Source organism: Longimonas haloalkaliphila (assembly GCF_055379825.1).
In genome coordinates this window covers 2,517,395-2,539,933 of record NZ_AP043948.1, presented here as the reverse complement: position 1 = coordinate 2,539,933, position 22,539 = coordinate 2,517,395, and the positions used below count along the sequence as shown (strand labels likewise).

At 59.3% G+C, this 22,539-nt stretch carries 20 protein-coding genes; 7 read left to right on the top strand and 13 right to left on the bottom strand.

What is annotated here, in order from left to right; translation table 11 throughout:
• Nucleotides 1–7 precede the first annotated feature (7 nt).
• Both ACZ48V_RS09850 and menC read left to right on the top strand, forming a co-directional pair.
• Complete coding sequence (locus ACZ48V_RS09850) at nucleotides 8–916, top strand: 1,4-dihydroxy-2-naphthoate polyprenyltransferase (protein ID WP_464538665.1); 909 nt, start codon at nucleotides 8–10, stop codon at nucleotides 914–916.
• 78 nt (nucleotides 917–994) lie between these two features.
• The gene (menC, locus tag ACZ48V_RS09845; RefSeq protein WP_464538663.1) at nucleotides 995–2,050 is read left to right on the top strand and encodes an o-succinylbenzoate synthase; all 1,056 of its coding nucleotides are present in this window, start codon (nucleotides 995–997) and stop codon (nucleotides 2,048–2,050) included.
• Nucleotides 2,051–2,094: 44 nt separating this feature from the next.
• Here the strand turns inward: menC and mce are convergent, their stop codons facing one another.
• Both mce and rlmB read right to left on the bottom strand, forming a co-directional pair.
• The gene (gene mce / locus ACZ48V_RS09840) at nucleotides 2,095–3,243 is read right to left on the bottom strand and encodes a methylmalonyl-CoA epimerase (protein ID WP_464538661.1); all 1,149 of its coding nucleotides are present in this window, start codon (nucleotides 3,241–3,243) and stop codon (nucleotides 2,095–2,097) included.
• A 92-nt stretch (nucleotides 3,244–3,335) separates the two neighbouring features.
• Nucleotides 3,336–4,115, bottom strand: a complete 780-nt coding sequence (gene rlmB / locus ACZ48V_RS09835; RefSeq protein ID WP_464538659.1) for a 23S rRNA (guanosine(2251)-2'-O)-methyltransferase RlmB — start codon at nucleotides 4,113–4,115, stop codon at nucleotides 3,336–3,338.
• A gap of 137 nt (nucleotides 4,116–4,252) precedes the next feature.
• Here rlmB and ACZ48V_RS09830 point away from each other — a divergent pair, with 137 nt between their 5' ends.
• Nucleotides 4,253–5,548 carry an acetyl-CoA C-acyltransferase gene (locus ACZ48V_RS09830; protein ID WP_464538658.1) on the top strand — a complete coding sequence of 432 codons (1,296 nt, stop codon included), beginning with the start codon at nucleotides 4,253–4,255 and terminating at the stop codon, nucleotides 5,546–5,548.
• A gap of 54 nt (nucleotides 5,549–5,602) precedes the next feature.
• The gene (locus tag ACZ48V_RS09825; protein ID WP_464538656.1) at nucleotides 5,603–7,750 is read left to right on the top strand and encodes a 3-hydroxyacyl-CoA dehydrogenase NAD-binding domain-containing protein; all 2,148 of its coding nucleotides are present in this window, start codon (nucleotides 5,603–5,605) and stop codon (nucleotides 7,748–7,750) included.
• Nucleotides 7,751–7,786: 36 nt separating this feature from the next.
• On the opposite strand, the gene ACZ48V_RS09820 is transcribed toward ACZ48V_RS09825, so the two are convergent.
• The 3 genes from ACZ48V_RS09820 to pncA form a co-directional block, all read right to left on the bottom strand.
• Nucleotides 7,787–8,626, bottom strand: coding sequence for a hypothetical protein (locus ACZ48V_RS09820; RefSeq protein ID WP_464538654.1), 840 nt, complete (start codon nucleotides 8,624–8,626; stop codon nucleotides 7,787–7,789).
• A gap of 334 nt (nucleotides 8,627–8,960) precedes the next feature.
• The gene (locus tag ACZ48V_RS09815) at nucleotides 8,961–9,836 is read right to left on the bottom strand and encodes a glycosyltransferase family 2 protein (RefSeq protein ID WP_464538652.1); all 876 of its coding nucleotides are present in this window, start codon (nucleotides 9,834–9,836) and stop codon (nucleotides 8,961–8,963) included.
• Between the two features lie 142 nt (nucleotides 9,837–9,978).
• A complete protein-coding gene (gene pncA / locus ACZ48V_RS09810) occupies nucleotides 9,979–10,602 on the bottom strand; it encodes a bifunctional nicotinamidase/pyrazinamidase (protein WP_464538650.1) in 624 nt (207 codons plus the stop codon).
• A 104-nt stretch (nucleotides 10,603–10,706) separates the two neighbouring features.
• Here pncA and ACZ48V_RS09805 point away from each other — a divergent pair, with 104 nt between their 5' ends.
• Nucleotides 10,707–12,185: an aldehyde dehydrogenase family protein gene (locus ACZ48V_RS09805; protein WP_464538649.1), complete on the top strand. Its 1,479-nt coding sequence runs from the start codon at nucleotides 10,707–10,709 to the stop codon at nucleotides 12,183–12,185.
• 291 nt (nucleotides 12,186–12,476) lie between these two features.
• On the opposite strand, the gene ACZ48V_RS09800 is transcribed toward ACZ48V_RS09805, so the two are convergent.
• The 4 genes from ACZ48V_RS09800 to ACZ48V_RS09785 form a co-directional block, all read right to left on the bottom strand.
• On the bottom strand, nucleotides 12,477–13,580 hold the full coding sequence (locus tag ACZ48V_RS09800) for an NHL repeat-containing protein (protein WP_464538647.1): 1,104 nt from the start codon (nucleotides 13,578–13,580) through the stop codon (nucleotides 12,477–12,479).
• Between the two features lie 97 nt (nucleotides 13,581–13,677).
• Nucleotides 13,678–14,385: an alpha/beta hydrolase gene (locus ACZ48V_RS09795; RefSeq protein WP_464538645.1), complete on the bottom strand. Its 708-nt coding sequence runs from the start codon at nucleotides 14,383–14,385 to the stop codon at nucleotides 13,678–13,680.
• Between the two features lie 190 nt (nucleotides 14,386–14,575).
• Complete coding sequence (locus tag ACZ48V_RS09790) at nucleotides 14,576–14,935, bottom strand: nuclear transport factor 2 family protein (RefSeq protein WP_464538644.1); 360 nt, start codon at nucleotides 14,933–14,935, stop codon at nucleotides 14,576–14,578.
• 70 nt (nucleotides 14,936–15,005) lie between these two features.
• On the bottom strand, nucleotides 15,006–16,247 hold the full coding sequence (locus tag ACZ48V_RS09785; protein ID WP_464538642.1) for an IS256 family transposase: 1,242 nt from the start codon (nucleotides 16,245–16,247) through the stop codon (nucleotides 15,006–15,008).
• Between the two features lie 176 nt (nucleotides 16,248–16,423).
• Here ACZ48V_RS09785 and ACZ48V_RS09780 point away from each other — a divergent pair.
• A protein-coding gene (locus ACZ48V_RS09780) for an IS630 family transposase (protein ID WP_464538641.1) occupies nucleotides 16,424–17,562 on the top strand; the annotation gives its coding sequence in 2 pieces (ribosomal slippage) (nucleotides 16,424–16,856 and nucleotides 16,856–17,562; 1,140 coding nt in all).
• 238 nt (nucleotides 17,563–17,800) lie between these two features.
• On the opposite strand, the gene ACZ48V_RS09775 is transcribed toward ACZ48V_RS09780, so the two are convergent.
• The gene (locus tag ACZ48V_RS09775; RefSeq protein ID WP_464538640.1) at nucleotides 17,801–18,286 is read right to left on the bottom strand and encodes a MarR family winged helix-turn-helix transcriptional regulator; all 486 of its coding nucleotides are present in this window, start codon (nucleotides 18,284–18,286) and stop codon (nucleotides 17,801–17,803) included.
• 132 nt (nucleotides 18,287–18,418) lie between these two features.
• Here ACZ48V_RS09775 and ACZ48V_RS09770 point away from each other — a divergent pair, with 132 nt between their 5' ends.
• Nucleotides 18,419–19,825, top strand: coding sequence for a pyridoxal phosphate-dependent decarboxylase family protein (locus ACZ48V_RS09770; RefSeq protein WP_464538638.1), 1,407 nt, complete (start codon nucleotides 18,419–18,421; stop codon nucleotides 19,823–19,825).
• Between the two features lie 126 nt (nucleotides 19,826–19,951).
• Here ACZ48V_RS09770 and ACZ48V_RS09765 read toward each other — a convergent pair whose 3' ends face one another.
• The 3 genes from ACZ48V_RS09765 to msrB all read right to left on the bottom strand — a co-directional run bounded on the left by ACZ48V_RS09765 (nucleotide 19,952) and on the right by msrB (nucleotide 22,218).
• Nucleotides 19,952–20,470 (bottom strand): SPOR domain-containing protein, encoded by a 519-nt coding sequence (locus tag ACZ48V_RS09765; protein ID WP_464538636.1) that lies wholly within the window; start codon nucleotides 20,468–20,470, stop codon nucleotides 19,952–19,954.
• Between the two features lie 225 nt (nucleotides 20,471–20,695).
• Nucleotides 20,696–21,532 (bottom strand): deoxyribose-phosphate aldolase, encoded by an 837-nt coding sequence (deoC, locus tag ACZ48V_RS09760; protein WP_464538634.1) that lies wholly within the window; start codon nucleotides 21,530–21,532, stop codon nucleotides 20,696–20,698.
• Between the two features lie 266 nt (nucleotides 21,533–21,798).
• Complete coding sequence (msrB, locus tag ACZ48V_RS09755; protein WP_464538632.1) at nucleotides 21,799–22,218, bottom strand: peptide-methionine (R)-S-oxide reductase MsrB; 420 nt, start codon at nucleotides 22,216–22,218, stop codon at nucleotides 21,799–21,801.
• Between the last annotated feature and the right edge of the window lie 321 nt (nucleotides 22,219–22,539).

The window sequence follows — 22,539 nt, the reverse complement described above, 5'->3', positions numbered from 1 at the left end:
ATTCTCCATGACAACCCGCGACGAACTGGCGAACGCGCCCTGGCGCATCTGGATACAGGCAGCCCGCCCTAAAACGCTCCCGGCTGCTGCGGCTCCGGTGATCATTGGCGTAGCACTTGCCGTGACCGATGGCGGGTTTCATGCGCTCAGCGCCTCGCTGGCGCTGCTGGCGGCGCTGCTGATTCAGGTGGGGGTGAACTTCCATAACGACTACACCGACTTTCTGCGCGGCACCGATACCGACGAACGGGTGGGACCGCTGCGGGTGACGCAGGCGGGACTTGTCGACCCGGATACGATGCGGCGTGCTACGTTCGTGGTCTTCTTCGCAGCCGTGCTTGCCGGGTCGTATCTGATCGTGCGGGGCGGCTGGCCGGTGGTGGCGATCGGGGTTGCGTCGATCGCTTCGGCGCTCTGGTACACAGCCGGACGCTACTCACTGGCCTACATTGGACTGGCTGATCTCTTTGTTTTTATGTTCTTTGGTCCGGTGGCCGTAGCGGGGACCTATTACGTACAGACGCTCACTGTAACGGCGCCTGCTGTGGCGGCCGGTGTAGGACCGGGGGCGCTTTCGGTCTGCATCTTGCTGGTCAACAACATCCGTGATCTGGAGGGCGATCGGGAAGCCGATAAGCGCACGCTTGTCGTGCGGCTGGGGCGCACGTTTGGCGTGTGGTTCTACGCATTCTGCATGCTGGTTGCGGCGCTGGTACCGCCGGCGCTTGTGGGGCATACAGGCGGACACTGGGGGGCGCTGCTGGCTACGCCGGCGGTGGCGCTGGCCTGGCCCGCGCTACAGACGCTGCGCTCAGGCACGACCAACGCCCACCACCTGAATCCGCTTCTGGCTACAACCGGGCGGGCCCTGGCGCTCTACAGCCTGTGCTTTGCGCTGGGCTGGGTGCTCACGTAACGTGCCCCCTGCGCGGCGGTAGCCCATTCTACCTCTGCTCACAACGACGCACAATCTTCTGTTATACGTTCTGTGCCTATGCCTGACGTGACGTGCTATCGCTACCGGATTCCGCTTGCCAATGCTCTGCCCGGTCCCGACGGACCCATCACGCACCGAGAAGGGGTGCTCGTTGAAGTGCCGCATCCATCGGGCGCTACGTGCTGGGGCGAGGCGGCGCCCCTGCCGGGCTTCAGTCCAGAGTCCCTGCAGGATGTTATCTCGCGTGCTCGCGCCTGGGCGCACGACGGCGGTCCGTCTCGGCTGAGTGCATCCGATGCTGTGCGCTACCCCGACGACACACCGGGCTCGCTCCGGTTTGCCCTGGACCACATCGCCCTGCAGTGGGCCGCGTACGCCGAAGAGATCTCGTTGCGTGCGCACATGGGCATCGACCGGGTGATGCATGCCGGAAATGCGCTGTGGCGCACGCCCGACGACCGCGACATGCGGCAGGCGCTGATGGAACTGCAGGCCGAGGGCGTGTCGACGGTAAAGGTGAAGGTAGGACGTGATGCTGTCGATGACGACCTGGACCGCCTCGATGCGCTGTTTGCGTCGCTTCCGCAGGGCATGAACGTCCGGCTGGATGCGAACCAGGCGTGGTCGGTCGAGCAGGCACAGACGGTGTGCGAGGCGCTGCAGCACCGGCGTGCGCTTGAGTATCTGGAGGAGCCGCTCGTGCCTGAAGCGGACCTTCGTGCGTTTGTGGAAGCGACTTCGGTGCCCATCGCGCTCGACGAGACGGTGCGTGAGCAGGGGGGCGAGGCGGTGGCGGACTGGCCCGTGGCCGCGTTTGTTGTTAAACCGGCGTGGATGGGAATCCGCCGCGTGCAGGAACTGGCCGACCGGACCGGCGATACGCCTGTGGTCGTAACCAGCGCATACGAGGCGGGCGTGGGGTGGCGTGGCACGCTGGCTGTAGGCGCCCAGGTAACTCCCGCTGAACGCGCTATTGGGATGGGAACCTACCGCGCGCTGTCTGAGGAGATCACGCATCCCCCGATCCCGAATGTACAAGGCAAGCTGCTGCTTACGGCGCCAGGTACCCTCGATAACTGGCAGGTTCACCGGGAGCGCCTGCACGTTGTATAGCGCGAAGTTGTGCGGCGCGCGAGCCACTGCTTCTATCGGGGGCCTCAGTTCACCTGCAGGAACGCGCGGATTTGATGAGCGAGCGGAGGGAGTGGATGCTTCTGCAGCGCGTGGTGGCGTCCGGGTAGGATAGCAAGACGGCTATTGGGGAGCGCATTGTGGAGCGTGAGCGCCGCCTGCAACGGGAAGAGATCGTCTGCATCTGCCATACTAACAAGCACGGGCTGCTGCACGCTCTGCATCTGGCGGCGCAGGCGTAGCGCTGCTCCCGGAAGCTGCTCTACAAACGCACGCAGCGCGCTTGAAAGCGCTGCCCAGTCGCCGTGCAGCGCGTCCATGCGGGTGCCATTGGCATCGGCGCGGTCGAGTCGATGCATCATAGCATCGACCGTAGCGGCCTTCCAGTCAATGTGTCCGCCATGAGACACGACCCGGTCGACGCGGTCGGGGTGACGGTGGGCCAGGTGCAGCGCGATGTTGCCGCCCATCGAGAACCCGAACACGTGCGCGCGGTTGCAGCCGAGCGCATCGAGCACAGAGCAGGCATTATCCGCAAAGCCGTCGGCGGTGAGTGGCGTGTCGGGTGTTGCATTGGCCGAGGCACCGTGTCCGGTAAAGTCGAGCGCAACTACGTGCAGATACGGCTCCAGGTAGGGGGCCAGCAGGCTCGTTTCCGTGTGGGTGGATCCGGCTGCGCCGTGCAGGAGCAGAAGGGTGGGGCGCCCCGGATCGCCCCAGGTATAGTACGCAACGGGGCCGTGCTCGGTGGATACGTGCGCAGGAGGGGGGCAGTGAGGCTGGCTGCTGCAGCACTCGATGAGCACGCCATGCGTGGCCTTCGGATGCAGAAAGAAGATGCGCTTCTGGTCGGCCCCATCGAGGGGCGCGTCTGAGAGCGGCGTAAACCCAGCTTCATGCAGACGCGCAAAGGCAGCGTCAATATCAGGCACCTCAAACGCGAGATGATGAACCCCCTCGCCCTGCCGGTCGAGGAATCGCTGCACGGGCGAGTCTTCGCTTATTGCTTCGAGCAACTCAATCTTGGTGTTCTGCAGCGCAAGAAAGTGCGTCGTGACGCCCTGCTCGTCGACAGCTTCTGACTTATACGTAAGCGCCTTCAGGACATCGGCATAGGTAGCGCAAACGGCAGGAGCATCGTGGACGGCAATGCCGACATGTTCAAGGCGAAGCATAAAGACGATAACGGATTGGTAGGGGGGCGAATGGGAGCAGCAGCACGCGAGAGCGAAGCGCTTCACCGTTTTCTACAGTTACGGACACGCTGTTAGGCGGCAGCCTGCACGCGGGGCCTGGTGGCCTCGGTGAGGAGGATGCCGGTAGCAACGGAGACGTTCAGGCTGTCTGCGGCGCCGCGCATCGGAATGCGGGCAAAGAGGTCGCACGCATTGGCCACACCCGAGGTGAGTCCGGTGCCCTCACTGCCCATCACCAGCGCGATAGGGCGGTCCCAGTCGGTATCCCACATGGAGTCCGCCTCGGCCTGCTGGGCGCCTACGATCCAGTAGCTGCGCTCTTTGAGGGAGACGAGCGTTTCGGCCAGGTTGCTACAGCGGGCAATGGGGATGCGCAGGGCCGTGCCCGCGCTGGCCTTGATGGCGGGTGTGGTAAGTGGAGCCATGCCGCTGTTGGGCACGATCACGCCGTCGACACCGGCAGCCACAGCGCACCGGAGCATCGCACCAAAGTTGCGCGGATCGGTGACGTGATCCACTACGAGAAGCAAGGGTTTCTGGGATTGCACCGCATCCCATGTGGGAGCGACCTGCTGCATCAGCGCGTTCACCGTAAGATACGAGACGGGGGCAGCCCAGGCAAGCATGCCCTGATGAGCGGCTCCGTCGGATTCGTGGTCAAGACGGTTATAGGGAACGTACTGTACTGGCACAGAAGCCTCTTCGGCCAGGGTGCGCACCGTGTCGGCTTCGGGGCCAGACAGGCCGTGGCGCATCATCACCTTGTCGACCGCAGACGGGTCGCGCTCCAGCATTTCGATGACGGGCTGGCGGCCTATGATGCAGGTGCGTGCGTTGGAATCGGCGGGCATGGCACGAAACAGTATAAGAAGACGTAACAGATAATAGGACGATACGCACGTACCGGTGTGAGACAGGGTTGATTCTCTTGGTTAACACCGTTAAGTTAGATATCGATTATTCTTCGCTCCAAACCGTTCTGGATTCTATGGCTGCTTCGCCTGGTGCACGCACTCCCGTTTTTATTGATGGCGGACGTATTCCGTTTCAGCGCTCGGGGACTGGCTATGTCGACCTGATGGCGTACGACATGGGTCGCATGGCTCTGAAGGGGCTCTTGAGCCGCACTGACCTCGACCCGGCAACGATCGACCGCGTGGTGATGGGGACGGTGGTGCAGGACGTGGAGACGAGCAACGTCGCGCGCGAGTCGGCGCTGGCGGCAGGCATCCCAAACACGGTGCCCGCACATACGGTGACGCAGGCCTGCATCTCCAGCAACCAGGCGGTGACGTCGGGCATGGACCTGATTCGTGCAGGGCAGGGTGACGTTGTCGTTGCCAGCGGCACGGAAACGCTTTCAGATCCCCCCATCCGGGTGCGACGCCCGCTGCGCAAGAAGCTGTTCGAGGCGCGCAAGTACAAGTCGCCCCAGGAATTCTTGTCGCTCCTGAAGGACTTGAGTCCGTCGGATCTGCTGCCGGAGTCGCCGTCGATCGCGGAGTTCTCGACGGGCGAGGTGATGGGCGAGAGTGCAGATAAGCTCGCTGCCATGTTTGGCGTGTCGCGCGAGGCGCAAGATGAGTATGCGTTGCTCACGCACCACCGCGCTGCAGCAGCCCAGGAAGACGGGCGGATGCAGAAAGAGCTCTTCCCCGCGAGCGTGCCGCCGGACTTCGATCCCATTACAAAAGACAATGTGGTGCGTCCGGATACGACGCTGCAGAAGCTGTCGGGTCTGAGTCCAGCATTCGTGAAGCCGTTTGGCACGGTGACGGCCGGCAACAGCTCGGCGCTCACCGACGGTGCCTCGGCCTCGCTCATCATGAGCCACGAATATGCAACGGCAGAAGGCTTCTCCCCCCGTGCGGCGCTACGCGAGTACACCTACGTGGCGCAGGATCCGGGGGCTGAGCTGCTGCTTGGTCCGGCGTATGCTATCCCGAACGTGCTCGACGCTGCGGGCATGACGCTGGGCGACATCGACGTGGTGGAGCTGCACGAGGCCTTTGCCGGACAGGTGCTGGCGGTGCTGGAGGCACTGGCGTCAGATCGCTTTGCGGAGGAGTCGCTCAATCGGTCGGAAGCGGTGGGCCGCATCGACATGGACATCCTGAACACGCGCGGCGGCTCGGTGTCGCTCGGCCATCCGTTTGGAGCTACAGGCGTGCGGCTCGTAACAACTGCTGTGAACCGCCTCTACGAAGAAGATGGCCAGTGGGCCCTCGTAAGCGCCTGTGCAGCCGGCGGACAAGGCCACGCGCTGCTGATTGAGCGCGTATAGTTCGCCCCGCCAACCGGCAGCCCCCCTTTCTCCTTTACAACGACAACGATTCTTATGCCTGTGACCCTCGACACCGAACTGCTTCGCACCGATCTTGACGATGGCGTGCTCACGGTCTGGATTGACCAGCCGGATGCGTCGGTCAATACCATCGACGAAGCGATGATCAACGCGTTCGAGTTGGCGATCGAACATGCCGAAACCAGTGCTGACGTTGAGGCGCTGGTATTCATCAGCGGGAAAGCCAACTCGTTCATTGCAGGTGCCGATCTTGACATGCTCAAGTCGTTTGATCAACCGGCTGACGTGCGAGCGCTCTCGCGGCGTGGCCACGCCCTGATCAACCGCTTGCAGTCGCTTGATGCGCCCTCGGTGGCCGCGATTCATGGCGCGGCGATGGGCGGCGGTCTCGAAATGACGCTTGGCTGCACCTATCGCATTGCGACTACGAGCAGCAAGACGCAGATGGCGCTCCCTGAGGTTAAGCTCGGCCTGCTCCCGGGCAGCGGTGGTACGCAGTATCTGCCCCGTCTGGTGGGCCTGCAGCAAAGCCTCCCCATGATGCTAACCGGGAAGACCACGTACCCCAAGAAAGCCAAGCGTATCGGACTGGTGGATGCGCTGACTCATGCGCCTGGACTGCATCAGGCCGCCCAGAAAGCAGCGCGTCAGCTGGCCGATGGCACGCTCACGCCAGATCGTCCGGCGGACTGGACCGATCGGCTGCTGGAGAGCAATCCGCTTACGCGGCGCGGCGTCTACTGGAAGGCGGCGCAAGACACGCAGAAACAAACACGCGGTAATTATCCGGCGCCGCCGCGGATCATCGAATGCGTGAAAGCCGGACTCGAAAACGGGCTGGAGGCTGGGCTGGATGCCGAAGCCGTCGCGTTTGGCGAGCTGGTGTTCACACCCGAATCGAAGGCGCTCGTCAGTCTCTTCTTCGCCAAGCGCCAAGCCGATACCAACGAGAATGCCGACAAAGCGCGACCCGTCAGCCGGATGGCTGTGCTGGGGGCCGGGCTCATGGGGGCGGGCATCGCCGACGTGAGTGCCCGCGACGGACTCGACGTGTTTGTGAAAGACGTCGATCTGGAACGCGCCGCTACGGCACGGAAGCACGTCTACAAGGCCGCTTCGAAGCGTAAGAAAAAGGGCATTATCTCGTCGTTTGAGCGCGACACGCTCATGGAGCGCATCCAGCCCGTGGGCTCGTACGAGGGACTTGCCACATCGGACCTCGTCATTGAGGCGGTGCCCGAGGATATCAACCTGAAGCAAAACGTACTGGCGGATGTGGAGGCGGTCGTCTCCAACGACTGTGTGATCGCCAGCAATACGTCATCGATTCCGATTGCCGATATTGCCGAACACGCTGCGCATCCAGAGCGCGTGTTGGGGATGCACTACTTCTCGCCGGTCGAGAAGATGCCCCTGCTGGAGATCATTGCTACCGAATCCACCAGTAAAGAAGCTGTGGCAACAGCGTACGACGTGGGCTTGCGTCAGGGCAAGTCAGTTATCGTAGTGAACGACGGGCCTGGCTTTTACACGACGCGGATTCTGGCGCTCTATATGAACGAGGCCCTGCTTCTGCTTGAAGAGGGCGCCGACGCCTTACAGGTCGAGAACGCGATGAAAGACTTTGGCTTCCCGATGGGGCCATACGAACTCTTTGATCTGGTTGGCATCGACGTGGCCGCCAAGATCACCGAGGTGATGGGGCGCTACCTGGAGGGCGACCGCTACCGCATCAGCGAGGCCGCCTCGCCGGTCGCCAACGCGGGCCTTCACGGGCAGAAGACGAAAACCGGTTTCTACCGGTACGAGGGGAGCGGCAGCGATCCAAAGCGTGGCGACTTTAACAAGGGCATCTATCACTTCTTTGGAGGCGGCGAGCGCTCCGACATCGACGTGCAGGCGGTACAGCAGCGGTTGACGCTGACAATGGTGAACGAGGCCCTGCGGTGCTTTGACGAAGGCATTCTGCGCGACCCCGTTGACGGTGACATCGGCGCGGTGTTTGGGCTCGGCTTTCCGCCGTTCCGGGGCGGACCGTTCCGTTATGTGGATGCGGAGGGGCCCGGACGTATCCATCAGGTGCTACAGCGCTATACCCAGACGCACGGCGACCGCTTCATGCCGGCATCGTCGCTGGCGCGCCACGCCGAAGACGGCACAACGTACCACGGCGAGGGCTGATGCAGTTAGCTGGTAATAGGTTCATGGCTGCGCAAGCTAATCCACTTGCGCGCGCAGCGCTTTGGCGAGCGGGTCGTCATCGGGGAGCGGCGTGATAGCCCCGCTGGGATCAATGACGAACGCCCCATGCTTCGTAAGAAGTGCAAGCGAAGTGCTGCGCTCCATGGCATGTAGCACGTCTACTGGAGAGGGGATGGGGGCGTTGGGGACGATGAGGGCTGGCATATCCGTTTCCCCCGAAAGATCAGCAGGCGGTGCCATGGGCACGGAGATCAGTCGGTGGTGAAAGCGCATCTCTTCTAAGATGGTGCTGTGTGTACGGTCGATGCTATACATGACATCGTTGCCTGCATGGATCACCGATCCGCTGGTCTGGGAGGGAGAGACGAACGCAGTGAACTCACCCTCGGGAAAGGGAAGCACGGCTACGCGATAGTCGGCAGCCTCAAAGCTGCCATCCAGGCGCATGCGGCGCTGAAACGCAGTGATGACGCTACGAAGCGCACGTGCAGCCTGCGTATGATAGGCGGAGGCTTCGCGCGGCGCTTCGAAGTGACTGAACGAGTCGATAGCTCCGTTACCTTCAACGATAACGCCGTACCTGATCAGGAACGCGTCGTCATCGTTGAGCGCGCCGAACCCGAACGCCCATCCGTCGCCATCAGGGCGGGCGGCAAAGAACGGCGGCATCTCGGCAGGATCGGTCTGCTCCTCAATAGCCTGGATCGCGGCATAGTGGGCCGTATGGTAGCTGTGCAACTGCTGCCCGGTATAGGTCGACCAGGCAAGCCCCTGCTCAAGGTCAGATGCAGGCTGCTGCGCGGGAGCGGGGAGCGCTATCAGAATCAAGAACAGAACAAGTGGTGAAGTGCGCATAGCAAGTAGCTAACCAGGCTTTAAGAGCCTGTTTTGATTTCTTAATTTGGGCTTCGAGCGGCGGCGCTGGACTGGGGCCGAAGGTCATGCCCCTGGTGCAAATTGCCCCCAATGTCGGCCCGTAGCCCCGGCTACGAACCTCCATCGGGGTCCAATTTTCGCCTCAGCGGCGCTCGCTCTCGCCTACAAACCAAACCCCAAACAGGCTCTAAGAGAGATAGTGCGTAGAAGAAAGATAGCTCCCGAACAAGCCAAACGCTATCATAGACCTCGCTCCGCTGGTCTATGGAAGGATGAAGAAATAGACGGCTGAACGAGGACGCTGTTCGTCTTTTTATTCCGCTTCGACTTCTTCCTGCGTCCCCTCTTGAGCGTACTGGTTTTGGATAACGCGGGTGCCGCGCTGCAGGTACTGGAGATTATGCCGCTGCAGTGAGCGTGAGATCATTTCTTGCTCGCGACCATACCGAAACGCAGTGTACTCATTATTGCTCTCATGCGCTTCAGCATGGTGGTAGATGCCAAAGGCCCGTGTATGACCCACCTTGAGTCCGGCCTGCTTGCAGCGATAGAAGAACTCCCAATGCTCGCCGATGGATTTGAGCGGAGCATGCCAGCCGCCCACTACGTCGCGGACGGAGTGAGTGCGTGCAATGAAGAAGTTGTGCGTCAGGTCGCAGCGCTGGAGCGGAGTGTTCCGTTTTTCGCGAGTGACAGCGATACCACCGTCATCCGTTTCAGTAAGGGTCGCCATCCACTCGGATAGCTGCCATTCATTTGAATAAAGGCGGAGTAGATTCGAGATGCGTTTGGGCAGTGCAGGCCATGCGTAGACACGTTTCTGTTCAAGCAAGTAGCCGCCTAAGATGTCAAGCTGCTCGTTATCAAGCTGTTCTACGGCTGCAGCCAGGTTGGTCTCGGGGCCATAGAAAAAGTCGTCATCGTTGAGTACGAAATAGGGTGTTTGAACAGCATCGAGTAGCGCGTTGCGTCCAGCCGACACCCCACTGTTGAACGGGAGGGAGAGGTAGACGTCAACCACATCGCCGTACTCAGCCATAATCTCGTCTTTGTACGGCGTGCGGCTATCATCAGCTACGAGTACGGGGCAGTCGGTAAGCGATTGGCTGCGTATCGACTGAAGCAGGCGCTTTAGACATAGAGGACGTTCGAACGTCTTAACGATAAGAGATACATCTGAAAGATCCATAGATTTGACAGTTGGTGCTTAAATAGATTGCACCTGGTAAAATACATGCCAAATCAGCAGCGTGATGAGCTTGGAGAGCAATAAAGGTATCGAAACAGATGAGATTGTGACAGTCTTTGACACATATCTTGTGTTCTAAGAGCTAAGCAGCCAGCGAACGGGCGGCATCCGAGGAGATAACCTGCACGCCAGCCTCGTTCATGGCCTGCCAGGCGGCGGCGAGCGACCCATCCTGGTCGATGCCCCGCGTTGCGTCTTCCACCACGTAGACGTCAAATCCTTCGTTACGTCCATCGGTGGCCGACCACTTCACGCAGAAGTCAGCCGCGAGGCCAACAACCACAAGCGAGTCGACGCCGCGCTCGCGAAGGTAGCCTGCAAGTCCGGTAGGTGTTGTGCCGTCGTTCTCGTAGAACGCTGAGTACGAGTCGATCTCTGGCCGAAACCCTTTGCGAATAATCAGGTCGGCCCGGTCGGCGTTCAAGTCAGGGTGAAATGCTGCGCCTTCGCTGCCCTGGATGCAGTGATCGGGCCACAGAACCTGATCGCCATACGGCATCTCAACCGTGTCGTACGGCTCGTGCCCGTCGTGCTGCGACGCAAACGACTGGTGAGCTGCTGGATGCCAGTCTTGCGTGAAGACCACAGCATCGAAGTCGTCCATCAGCGCGTTCACCGTAGGTACGATCGTATCGCCCTCAGGTACAGCGAGGGCTCCACCAGGACAGAAGTCGTTCTGGATGTCGACAACTAAAAGAGCTTGCATACGTCTAAATCAGTGTGTGCGTAGAGTACTTGCGTTATGAATCGCCTGTTACGTGCTCTATGTACCGTATCCACGAATCATCCACTCCTTTTTTCCAGTCTGTCATGGAAACGTTACGAACCGATGCCTCCGTCAATTCCAACGGTGCACGGGACTCTAATGGAGAGCCCTCTATTGAAACGCGCATCCGGCAGGCGTTTGAAGCGCAGCGTGCCCACCGCCCTGATGTGCGCACGCAAGACGCAGAGGCACGCATCAGCAAGATTCAGCGTCTACATGATCATGTATGGGCGCGCCGCAAAGAGATTCAAGCGGCGATGTACCAGGACTTCCGGCGTCCGCCCATAGAAGTAGACATGAGCGAAGTCAAGATGATCGCGGAGGAGGCCGATTTTGCTATGAAGCACCTGCGCGAGTGGATGGCACCCGAGCCCGTGCCCACGCAGCGCATGCTTGTAGGCACCCGTTCGCGCATCGAACCGACCCCGAAGGGCGTGGTGTGCATCATGAGTCCGTGGAACTACCCGTTCATCCTCACAATGGGGCCGTTAATCAGTGCGCTGGCAGCAGGCAACAGCGTGATTGTGAAGCCGTCGGAGTACACGCCGCACAGCAGTGCGCTCATGGCTGAGATGATCGAGCAGCTCTATGATCCGCGTGAGGTAACGCTCTTTCAGGGCGACAAAGAGGTAGGACAGGCATTGCTCGACCAGCCGTTCGATCATTTCTTCTTCACCGGGAGTCCGGCCGTTGGACGCATCGTAATGAAGGCAGCGGCCGAGCATCTCAGCTCCGTTACCCTCGAACTGGGGGGGAAGTCGCCGGCAGTGGTGGATGCAAGCGCCGATATTGAGCACGCAGCAACGACGCTCGTGTGGGGCAAATTCTTAAATGCGGGGCAGACCTGCATCGCGCCGGACTACGTACTGGTCGAGGAATCGGCATCCGATGCGCTTGTGGATGCGATGCGCGCTGCCGCAACCCGTGCCTTCGGGGCTACCCCGAGTGAGCGGCAGCAGAGCGCCGACTATGCCCGCATCGTGAACGAGCGCCATTTCAACCGGCTCAGCAATGCCCTCGACGATGCCATCGAGCAGGGCGCGCGCCTCGAGTATGGCGGCACGGTGGATGCCCGCGGGCGCTACATTGAGCCTACGCTTCTTACCGACGTTCCCGACACGGCCACGGTGATGCAGGAGGAGATCTTTGGCCCGATCCTGCCGATTCGCAGCGTACGCCATCTTGACGACGCAATTGCTGAGATCAGGTCCCGCGAGAATCCACTGGCGCTCTACCACTTCACAACCAACGAAGCAGCTACTCGCCGCCTGCTCGATCATACGCAGTCGGGCGGCGTCTGTGTAAACGACGTGATTGTACACTACCTGAGCCCGCATCTCCCGTTCGGAGGCGCCGGGCATAGCGGCATCGGGGCAAGCAGCGGGCGGTATGGATTCGAGGCGTTCTCGCAAAAACGCAGTGTGATGAAGCGCGAGAGCAACGCAGCGCTTATGCAGCAGCTCTATCCGCCGTACAAACCGGTAACCAAGAAGTTGGTCGATTGGCTCTTGCCATGGGCATAGCGAAAAGCAAGGTGAAAGCAGCACGGCGATGATACGGAGCGATCGGAGAGAGGGTGTTCAGAACCTGTTTTGATTTCTTAATTTAGGCTCCGAGCGGCGGCGCTGGACTGGGGCCGAAGGGCATGCCCCTGGTGCAAATTGCCCCCGATATCGGCCCGTAGCCCCGGCTACGAACCGCCATCGGGGTCCAATTTTCGCTTCAGCGGCGCTCGCTCTCGCCTACAAACCAAAACCCAAACAGGCTCTCAGAGGGGGTTCCTTCCCAAGTAAGCTCCGTGCAGGGCTCTCTGCCTACTGTACCATTGCTGGCAAGGCAGCAGTCATAATTTTTACCCGGTTGGGGATGCTGAGGTAGATCTGCGTGCGGTCGGGGGAGAGCGCAAACGAACGGGCGCCCTCGGCCCCGGGAATGTGCAAGCGATGCCGTACGGTACCTTCACTGTCGAGCACGATAAGCTGGGCAGGTTCGTCCTCTGGCATCCCGACCATAAGCCAGAGCGCCTCCCCAACGGCTACGGGACGGTGAACGTACTGCAGCGGGAATAGCCGATTCGGCTCCTCCAGCGCAGCGTTGGCCTCCACAAAGGCATCGTAAATGCGATCGGTCTCAGGAATATTCAGGGTGTGTGTCCATTCCTGTTGGCCCGAAGACGTGTAGCGCATCACCTCAGCGGTGGAGGGACGTACAAACCAGAGCCCGCCGTTGGTATCCAAAGCAATGGATCCTGACATAGCATGGAGCACATCGGGTACCTCACCGTCTACGATCCGTGATCTCGTGTCTTGCATGTCAATCGCAATGCGGCCCTCCTGCAGTGGGGTGACGGCCTGGTAGAGTTCGGTTCCCGCGTCGTCGTACACCGCGACTGTAGAATCAGGTGCCGTGGCTCCCAGGATAGCGACATGGCCGTCCGGTCCAAACGCATAGCGCGACCCAGATACCGGAACAGGTACAAGACCGACGTACGCGCCATCGGTCGTGAACGTGACCTGTCCCTGCTTTGCCAGGTCTACCACAAAGACCGAGTCATTGCGCACGTTCATCCCCATCGGAAATTGAATCTCGCCCGGCCCCTCGCCGGGGCCTCCGAATGAAACCCGATGTGTGCCATCAGTACGGAAAGCGTGGAGGGTATTCCCATCACGTACGAACAGCTCGCCGTTTTCAGCGACCTCCATTGCCGAGATCGTGCCTATCAGCGTGTCGGGCTCGCCTGCAAAAAGTGTGAGGTCTTCGATTGTGTGGTCCGTTGTCCGCTCCATGGCCGTCTCGGGAGCGTCTGATGTCCCGCATCCCCCTGCAAGCAGGAGAAGCAGGACCGTCGGGAGCAGGCCCGTGAAGACGAGCACTGAAGCGCGAGTAAGCGTGTGCAGCAGTCGGCTGAGCGTGGACATGGAGAGTTGGTGCTGTGAAGTGTCTAATCATCTCAGTTAACACAATCTACAAGCACTTTTCCCTACATGCAAGCCGGAATACGCATCAGCATCACGTTCAGGCCGGTTCAACGAGGCGTGCGAGCAGTTCCTGTACGGACTGCCGCTCGTCGTCGTTTACGATGTGCCCCATGCCTTCATAGATGCGCTTATCGACCGATGCGTTGAGGTCGCGAAAGACAGCAGCGGTGTCATCGACGCGTTTCTGTGGGATGTGCGGGTCGCGATCGCTGCATCCGAGAAAAACGGGCGTCCCCTCAAAATCGCCGCCGTAGTTAAACTGTTTGTCGTTTGGAGGGGCTTCGTTCGGAATCATGCCATTGCCGATGAGTCCGCCACTGAGCCCGACGATGCCGCCGTATCGGGTGGGAAAGCGAGCGGCATACTCGGTAGAGAGGCAGGCGCCCTGCGAGAATCCGCCGATCATGATACGATCGGTAGGGATGCTATACGTGGCGTTAAGCGTGTCGAGAAGCGTCCCGATACGGCGCAGTCCTGAAGAGAGGCCAGGTTCGTTGTCCTCTAACGCGGCCAGGAAAGAGTTCGGGTACCAGGTGCGTCCGTGGGCCTGAGGGGCGATAAGGGCGACGCCTTCAGGGGCCAGCGGGGCAATGAGACGCAAGATGCTTTCCGCGGTGGCGCTGCGCCCGTGAATGAAAACAACGGCAGCATGGGCAGCATCCAGATTCGCGCCGGCCAGCACCACCTGCGTCTTGCTGTGCGGATCGTTGCCATGATGACGGTCGGAGGAGGAAAGGGTAGACATGGGAAAAAGCAGTCGGTGAGTGGTAGGGCGAGGCGGTATGCGCAAACACGGTGTACGCAAACACAGGGTGGCTTCGGTACCACCACAACATACAAACGCCCCGGCGTAACACACAACAGGGTGCGCTATGCGCCGGAGCGTTTGTGGGGGACGAGTCGTGTGCTGTACGGGCAGCGGAGTCGCAGAGGCCTTACCCGATCTTGTAGAACTTCTCGTGCACAATCTGGCCGTTTTCCCAGTACTGCACCGAAGTTTGCTTTTGTTCAACGTCGCCCACGCCGTCAAGCGTGAAGTCCATGTACCATTCGACAAAGGCAACACCGTCTTCTTCGTTGACAGCAACGGCTTTAATTTCGGCTGCTCGGAAGTCTGTCAGGGCGTTCACAAACTGCTCTTCGTACTCGCGATTGGCCTCTTTGCCTTCGCGGCGCACGTCATCTTCTTCCATGACAATGTTGTCGGCGTAGTACTCCTCGAAGGCACCGAGAATGTCGCCTTCAAGAATACGGGCGTTCAGGTCGTCGACTTTGGAGCGAATAGAATCACTCATACCAGGGTAGGGGGAGGCAAAGATGCAAACTTAGTTGAAACCTTTGGAGAAGGAGTTCTCCCCAGTGGTCTCATTCTTGGTCAGGGAGTGCGTCCTTCAACGCTTCCTGAAGTTTCGGTAGATGTTCGTAGCCGGTAAGTCGTCGCATGCGCGTTTCTGCTTCAAGAAGCGCCAGTGCCATCCATCGATGACGTTGCGGGGAATGGTGCCACCGCTTGACCTTGCCGAAGCGACGTTCCACTTGGCCGTTGAGGTTTTCAATGCAGTTGGTTGTTTTCAGGCTCCGACCCAGCTCGTCGAAGAGGCCGAGTCGGTGCAGCGTTAACGTCTCTTCCTGGCCTTCCTCAAGGGAGCGAGCCGCATTTCGATTGATCTGTTCAAGCTCGGCTCGTAGCTTCAGAAGCCGCTGTTTGGCCCGTTTGTAGGTGAGCTCTTGGTAGGCCCGCCCAAGTTTCTTGCGCCATGTGCTCTGATCGGCCTTTGGTAGATAACTAACCACGTTTTCGCGTTTGTGCCATTGGCAACGCTGCACTTGAGCACAGGAGCCAAAGACCTCCCGAATCGCCTTGCGCAGGCCCTTGCCTCCATCAACGATGCAGAGGAGGCCTTCCTCGAAGCTGAGCCCACGCTGAATCAGGGTACGAAAAAGTTCGATAATCGGCTCAGCCCGCTCGGTGGTGGCCTGTGTAAACCCGAGCACCTTTTTGTGTCCTGTCTCGGTTACACCCATACAAATGATCATTTGCTCGCCTGCTACGTGCTTGCCGTCGATCCAAAGCGCCAGAACGGTGTCTTCCTCCAACGAGCGATGCTCAAACTCCTTCAGCGCCTCCTCCGCGCGCTCCTGGAAGCGGCGACTCACCGACGACTGGCTAAGGCCAAAGCCGTCGATAAACTGGCTTGCTACTCGCTCATAATCGCGCTGGGAAAGCCCCAAAAGGATGGCCTCGGCGAGTTCCTTACTTGGAGCCCCCTCCTTCATCGCCTGGTAGCTCTCTAACGGGCGCTCTGTGCCGGCTTCCGTGTCGCGCACTCGGGGCACATCGATCGGCACCCGCTCGTCCCCGATCCGAATCGATCCCGGATTCGAGCCCCAGCGCCGCAGAGAGTGCCCACCCGGCTTGCGGCTGTAGCGCTCGCCAGTAAGGGCTTCCACCTCTTCATCGAGAATGGTCTCGGCCAGAAGACGAGCCATCCGGGTGTGATGTTGGAGAAGATGGAGTTTCACGTCGATCGGTTGGTCTATCAGGTGGTCAAGCGATTCAACCGCTGGCGTCTCTGCACTGCGTTTGTTATGTTGAGTACTCATCATAAGGGGTTCTTTTCTGTGTGATACTCTCGCGCGAGGTCACTGGAGAAGAACCCCTTTTCTTTTGAGACTTTCAACTAACTCTGAATCTACGCCTAGTGTACTGTCAGGCGTGAATCTGTGATCTCTGTTTAGTATATTGTTGAGAGTCGCTCTTTGAACGCTTGTCGCCCAATGCCATGCCCACCAAGAAATACCGAGTCGAACTCACTGAAGAGCAGCGGTCCCATCTCCTCGAACGCCTCGGGCGCGGGGAGCGTCCAGCAGCTGAGCAGGCGCGCGTTCGTGTTTTACTGAAGGTGGACGAAGGTCCAGACGGGCCGGCTTGGACAGACGATCGCACGGCCGAAGCGCTGGAAGTGGCCTCCAGCACGGTTGCGGGGATCCGGCAACGCTTCAGCGAGCGCGGCCTTACCGGCTGCGTTGAGCGAAAGTCCCCAGACCGCGAATACGACCGCAAGCTCGACGGGGAGCAGGAAGCAGAGCTGATCCGTCTGGCCTGTTCTGAAGCCCCCGACGGCCGCAGCCAGTGGAGCCTGCGCCTTCTGGCAGACCGGATGGTTGAACTGAACGTCGTGGAAGACCTGTCCCACGAAACGGTCCGACAAACGCTAAAAAAAACCAGCTCAAGCCTCACCAGAACCAGCAATGGGTGATCCCACCGGAGCAAAACGCAAACTTCGTGGCGAAGATGGAAGACGTGCTTTCCGTCTACAAGCGCCCCTACGACCCGGAAAGGCCGGTGGTCTGCATGGACGAGATGCCGCGCCAGTTGATCAAAGAGGTCCGGAAGCCGCTCCCGATGGAATCCGGCAAGCCGAAGCGCCACGACTACCACTACGAGCGAAATGGAGTGGTGAACCTGTTTATGTTCTTTGAACCGCTGGCAGGGTGGCGCACGGTGATGATTCGAGAACGGCGGACCAAAATAGACTGGGCCCACTGCATGAAACGCCTCCTCGAACAGCACTACCCCGATGTCGACCGAGTTGTCTTGGTCATGGACAATTTGAACACGCATGGCTTATCGAGCTTCTATGAGGCGTTTCCTCCAGAAGAGGCTCGCTCGTTAGCCCAGCAACTCGAACTTCACTACACGCCGGAGCACGGAAGTTGGCTGAACATGGCGGAGATCGAAAACAGCGCAATGGCCCGACAGTGCCTCTCGCGCCGCATTCCGGAAAAGAAAGCCATGAAGGAAGAAGCATTGGCTTGGTCAAAGCGACGCAACGAAAACGGCACGGTGGCAAACTGGCACTTCCGGACCGAAGATGCACGCATCAAACTACGACGACTTTACCCACACATTGACGGCTGACACTACACTAGGGGGAAAGTATAAAGGGATAGTGGATACGCAACGTACAGGCTTACAACCCGGCCGACATTACTGTGTTGCAACACGTATATAACGAACTCATGACGAATCCATCGTATCATAAGGTTTTTTCTGGCGGATCTGCGCAAGTCGTCGTGTGGGGTACGGTGTTATATGATTACCGTACTGCAGGCGCGTACGACAGATATAAGCCTCCACAGCGAACTGTATGCTGGGATTATTCGTCCTCGCGCTTTTCCATATTTGAGTAGATGCCCTCGCAGATGCGGCTCAGGTGTGCCATATCGCGTTCGCTCACGCTGGCTGCGAAGTCGTCTTGTACCGCCTGGATGTCGGGGCGCATCTCCTCAAGCAGGCCGACCCCTTCTTCTGTGATGAAGTGCAGGGTTACGCGGCGGTCTGCCTCGCTACGGCGACGCGCTACGCATCCGAGATCCTCCAGTTTATCCATGAGCCGGGTAACGTCGGGCGAGGGGTCGAGCATGCGGTCGATGATGTCGCAGCGTGCGTATCCTTCTGGATGGGCGCCCCGCAGAATACGAAGCACGTTGTAGTGACTGAACTGCAGACCGTATGAGCGGCAGACCTGCTCAATGGCTCGCCGCACATGTGCTCCCGCAATGAACAGATTGAGCATGGCTTCGTGCGCAGGTCCGTCGAACGGCTTGGTCTGCTGAATTCGATTTGCGAGTATGCGTCCCATTGTGTATTCAAGAGTAACTGGTGAAGAGCGTAATTACATGACGAACAGCAACAGGTGGCGTTTCGCAATGACCTGTGCTTCGTCGTGTACTTCTTTCCGACCTCACTATTCTGCCTGACTGTTCTGCTGCCTATGTACGATCCGCGCTCGCTGCTTCCGCTGGTTCGCCGTCTATCCGATCATATTGCAGACTGGCAAGATAGATACGTTGACGCCACGGTTGCTGAGGCGGCATCTGAACGTCCGTTTGCAGGCTGTGACGTGGAGGCGCTTGAAGAGACGCTTGCGGGCTATCTTGACCGGCTTACGGAAGACAACTATCCGTTTTTCCACCCGCGGTATGCCGGGCAGATGCTAAAACCGCCCCACCCGGCTGCGTTATTGGGCTACTGGGCCGCCCAGATCATCAACCCGAACAACCACGCGCTCGACGGCGGGCCGCCCACCAGCATCATGGAGAAGGAGGCGATCGATTTGCTGCGCAAGATGGTGGGGTTTCCGGGGGATGCGCTGGGGCATCTTACATCCGGCGGTACGGTGGCCAATCTGGAGGCGCTTTTCGTAGCACGCGAGATCCATCCTGATGCGTCTATTGGCGTTGCCCCGAGCGCACATTACACGCACAGCCGCATGAGCCACGTGCTCCGGGTAGACACCACGCCTCTGCCAACCGATACAGCAGGACGCATCGACCCCGAGACGCTCGACCAGACGCTTGCGAATGAAGACATTGGGACTATCGTCTGCACGCTGGGCACAACTGGACTGGGCGTGGTAGACCCCCTACACAAGCTCCTGCCGATCTGCCGGGCGCACGGTGTACGTATACATGTCGATGCAGCATACGGCGGCTTTTTTCGCCTGGCTGCGTCTCCGCCCCTTTCATCCCCTACGAAGGCTGCGTTCGATGCACTTAGCGAAGCCGATTCGGTCGTGATCGATCCGCATAAGCACGGACTGCAGCCCTACGGATGCGGATCGGTTCTTTTTCGGGATCCGACGGTCGGGCGGTTCTACGCACACGATTCGCCATACACGTACTTCACCTCCGACGATCTGCACCTGGGCGAGATCAGCCTGGAGTGCTCGCGGGCGGGAGCGGCAGCGGGGGCGCTCTGGTGCACCCTCCAGGCCGTGCCTCTAAGACAAGACATCGGGCTCGGGCCTATCGTGAACGCATGCCTTTCTGCAGCACGATCGTGGACGGCCCGGATCCATAAGAGCACCGAACTGGCTGCTTACACAGAGCCCCAAACAGACATTGTGTCGTTTTTCCCTATGCCGGAGGCACAACACACCGAGGCCGTGAGCGCGTACAGCACGCTGGTGTTTGAGCAGGCGATGCGCCAGGACGACCCCGTGTTCTTAAGCCTGTATAACGTGCCCAGCAAGCAGTTTACGACGTACTATCCAGCTTATGCAGCAACGACCGACACGGTTACGATACTACGGAGCGTGCTCATGAAGCCAACCCACGAGGCGTATGTAGACCGGCTACACGCTCAGGTGCTGCAGGCTGTTGCGAAAGTCAGCAGATAAGGCCGCCGTCGGCCCGAGAAAGCACGGGCTCACTCCCGGTGGAGGGCACCCAGGCAGGCATCCGTCCCGGTGGAGGGCACCCAGGCAGGCATCCGTCCCGGTGGAGGGCACCCAGGCAGGCATCCGTCAACGAGTGATTGTGACCTGGGCGCGTGCGAGAAAGGCGTCATCGAATGTGCGGCGAACAAACTGAAGGGCTTCGAGCGCAGACTCGCGTTCTGCAAATGCTCCGATGCGAACCCGGTAGTAGGGCTGCCCAAACTCGATATTGATGGGCATCCCTTCAGGAAAAAGATTGGCTCGTTCGCTATCACGGTGTTCTTCCCACCAGTTCTGTACCTCTTGGCGGACCTCTTCGGCGGCCGAGCGATCAAGCGAAGAGTACACCTGAATCTGGAAGCCATCTACTACCTGCTCGACGCCTCGGTCGGCACGCACTTCTAACAGTTGGGGCGGTACAGCATGTTCAACCATCGTCGCTTCAAGCCGAGGAGGACGCTCTTCAAACTGATCTGGGTTGAAGGTCTCGTACGGAGCAACCGATATGGTAGCCTCTACACGCCGCTCTTCCTCAGCGCCATTTGCTGGCTGGGAGGTCGTCTCTGTGCTGGCGCAGCCCGTCACAACGAACAGGGCAACGGACATCACAGCGAGTCTGTATAGCAGAGTCATAGCGAACGGTTTGTCAGTCATCAAAAGTAAGAGCAGCGGTTGAGAGCCTGATTTGAGCGCTCGGTCTGGACTGCAATAAGCAAAAGGTGCGTCTGTACTACATAAAGTTATGTGTGAGGCACACCATATGCAATATCAAGATGGCACTGGGCAGCCTCACACATATAGCCATATATACAGGCACGTATAGAGGTAGTATCAGTACGTGGTTTCAGCATTGGAGAACCCCTCCATAATGCCGACCGATCCGCTGGCACCGATGCGAGTGGCGCCGTGCGCAACCATGCGAGCCACATCATTCGCTGATCCGACACCGCCGGAGGCTTTCACCCCTGTCTCTTCATCCACCATATGGCGCATCAGCGCAACGTCTTCCACCGTGGCGCCGCCGGTGCTGAAGCCTGTGGAGGTCTTCACGAAGTCAGCACCTACTGTGTCTGCAATGTAGCACGTAACGGCCTTCTCGGCGTTGGAGAGGAGGGCTGTTTCAAGGATCACCTTCAGCATGGGACTGCCGGGTTCAGAGCGTAGCGCTTTAACAACAGCCCGGATATGGCGGGCTACGCGTTTCCACGCATGCGCCTTTACAGCCCCGATGGGCACAACCATATCGATTTCGCTGGCTCCGTGCTGCAGTGCCCATTGCGCTTCAGCAGCCTTCACCTCGTGATGGCTGTGTCCGAGCGGAAACCCAACCACCGTACAGATAGCAACCTGCGTATCTGCCAGGGACTTCGTGGCGGCGGGTACATACGCGGTGGGAATGCAGACAGAGGCAAACGTGTATCGACGTGCTTCCTCAAAACACTGCGTGTAGTCTTCGGGGGTGGCTGTTGGGGCCAGTTGCGTATGATCAATGAGGGCCGAGAGTTCGCTTGCAGTAAGCTCTGGAAGCGTTGTGGGGCCTCCCAGGCCGGGAGTAGAAGAGGCCCTCAATCGATTGATTGTGGGGCGTAAATACGATGCACTGACGTCATCGGAGGCGTCCCACGAACGTATGGTCTCAATAATCGATTGGGGACTGGGCAGAGCCATGGGCGAGCAGGGGGTGAGTACACAAAATGCATCGATAAGGTACTCAGTAATATGCGCAGGCGGTGCGACTCCTGCAAGCAAAAAGGAGCGAGACCAGGCTCTCACTCGTAGATATCACAGCAAATAGACGAACAGGCTGGATAGATAGAACGGACCGTAAGACGAAGAGCAGCAGAGACGCACTCGCAGAGAAAGCACAGCGGACACAGGCAGCGAATGCTGGCAAAGACTATGCAGGGTAGAAGGAGAAATAGAGGCTGGGCCTGTTAATTGCTGGTGCTTTCGGCATCGACCTCATCTTTCGGGGTAAAGTCGAGCGACACGGAGTTAATGCAGTATCGTTTGCCAGTTGGCTTCGGTCCGTCGTTAAACACGTGCCCAAGGTGCGCGTCACACGATGCACAGGTCACCTCCGTCCGACGCATGCCGAGACTCTTGTCGGGACGCAGCACTACGTTGCCCTGGTCGACCACGTCCCAGAAGCTGGGCCACCCCGACCCGGACTTATACTTTGTATCTGAGTCAAACAGAACGGCACCACAGCAGACGCAGCGGTAGACGCCGTCTTCGTCATGGTTCCAGTACATGCCAGTGAATGCGCGCTCCGTTCCTCCCTTGCGGGCAACTTTATACTGTTCAGGGGTGAGCTTTTCTTTCCAGGCGCGGTCAGATACAGAAGAGGTCATAGTATTAAGAGATGTTGAATCATTTAGGGGTGAATGCATACGTATGCACGAGACAGTGAAGCAAGGCGTTCCCACCGGGTAGAGCTGTTACCGCCATGTAAAGAGATGACTATCAAGGAATCCTCTGATTAGGGGCAAAAGCGTAACAGAGACGGGAGAGATGGAGGGCAATGGAGGCAAGGCAATGAGCCTAAACGTGTGAGGCCCCCACCGCAATCCGGAGGAGGCCTCGATTAAGAACCTGTTTTGATTTCTTAATTTGGGCTCCGAGCGGCGGCGCTGGACTGGGGCCGAAGGTCATGCCCCTGGTGCAAATTGCCC

Bases quoted from the DNA above. Each gene is read 5' to 3' on its own strand.
- ACZ48V_RS09825 (WP_464538656.1), top strand. From the start codon at position 5,603: ATGCCTGTGACCCTCGACACCGAACTGCTTCGCACCGATCTTGACGAT.
- ACZ48V_RS09770 (WP_464538638.1), top strand. From the start codon at position 18,419: ATGTACGATCCGCGCTCGCTGCTTCCGCTGGTTCGCCGTCTATCCGAT.
- ACZ48V_RS09775 (WP_464538640.1), bottom strand. From the start codon at position 18,286: ATGGGACGCATACTCGCAAATCGAATTCAGCAGACCAAGCCGTTCGAC.
- ACZ48V_RS09765 (WP_464538636.1), bottom strand. From the start codon at position 20,470: ATGTCCGTTGCCCTGTTCGTTGTGACGGGCTGCGCCAGCACAGAGACG.
- ACZ48V_RS09790 (WP_464538644.1), bottom strand. From the start codon at position 14,935: ATGAGTGATTCTATTCGCTCCAAAGTCGACGACCTGAACGCCCGTATT.
- ACZ48V_RS09795 (WP_464538645.1), bottom strand. From the start codon at position 14,385: ATGTCTACCCTTTCCTCCTCCGACCGTCATCATGGCAACGATCCGCAC.
- ACZ48V_RS09815 (WP_464538652.1), bottom strand. From the start codon at position 9,836: ATGGATCTTTCAGATGTATCTCTTATCGTTAAGACGTTCGAACGTCCT.
- mce (WP_464538661.1), bottom strand. From the start codon at position 3,243: ATGCTTCGCCTTGAACATGTCGGCATTGCCGTCCACGATGCTCCTGCC.
- ACZ48V_RS09850 (WP_464538665.1), top strand. From the start codon at position 8: ATGACAACCCGCGACGAACTGGCGAACGCGCCCTGGCGCATCTGGATA.
- pncA (WP_464538650.1), bottom strand. From the start codon at position 10,602: ATGCAAGCTCTTTTAGTTGTCGACATCCAGAACGACTTCTGTCCTGGT.
- deoC (WP_464538634.1), bottom strand. From the start codon at position 21,532: ATGGCTCTGCCCAGTCCCCAATCGATTATTGAGACCATACGTTCGTGG.
- ACZ48V_RS09805 (WP_464538649.1), top strand. From the start codon at position 10,707: ATGGAAACGTTACGAACCGATGCCTCCGTCAATTCCAACGGTGCACGG.
- msrB (WP_464538632.1), bottom strand. From the start codon at position 22,218: ATGACCTCTTCTGTATCTGACCGCGCCTGGAAAGAAAAGCTCACCCCT.
- ACZ48V_RS09800 (WP_464538647.1), bottom strand. From the start codon at position 13,580: ATGTCCACGCTCAGCCGACTGCTGCACACGCTTACTCGCGCTTCAGTG.
- ACZ48V_RS09785 (WP_464538642.1), bottom strand. From the start codon at position 16,247: ATGATGAGTACTCAACATAACAAACGCAGTGCAGAGACGCCAGCGGTT.
- ACZ48V_RS09830 (WP_464538658.1), top strand. From the start codon at position 4,253: ATGGCTGCTTCGCCTGGTGCACGCACTCCCGTTTTTATTGATGGCGGA.
- rlmB (WP_464538659.1), bottom strand. From the start codon at position 4,115: ATGCCCGCCGATTCCAACGCACGCACCTGCATCATAGGCCGCCAGCCC.
- menC (WP_464538663.1), top strand. From the start codon at position 995: ATGCCTGACGTGACGTGCTATCGCTACCGGATTCCGCTTGCCAATGCT.
- ACZ48V_RS09820 (WP_464538654.1), bottom strand. From the start codon at position 8,626: ATGCGCACTTCACCACTTGTTCTGTTCTTGATTCTGATAGCGCTCCCC.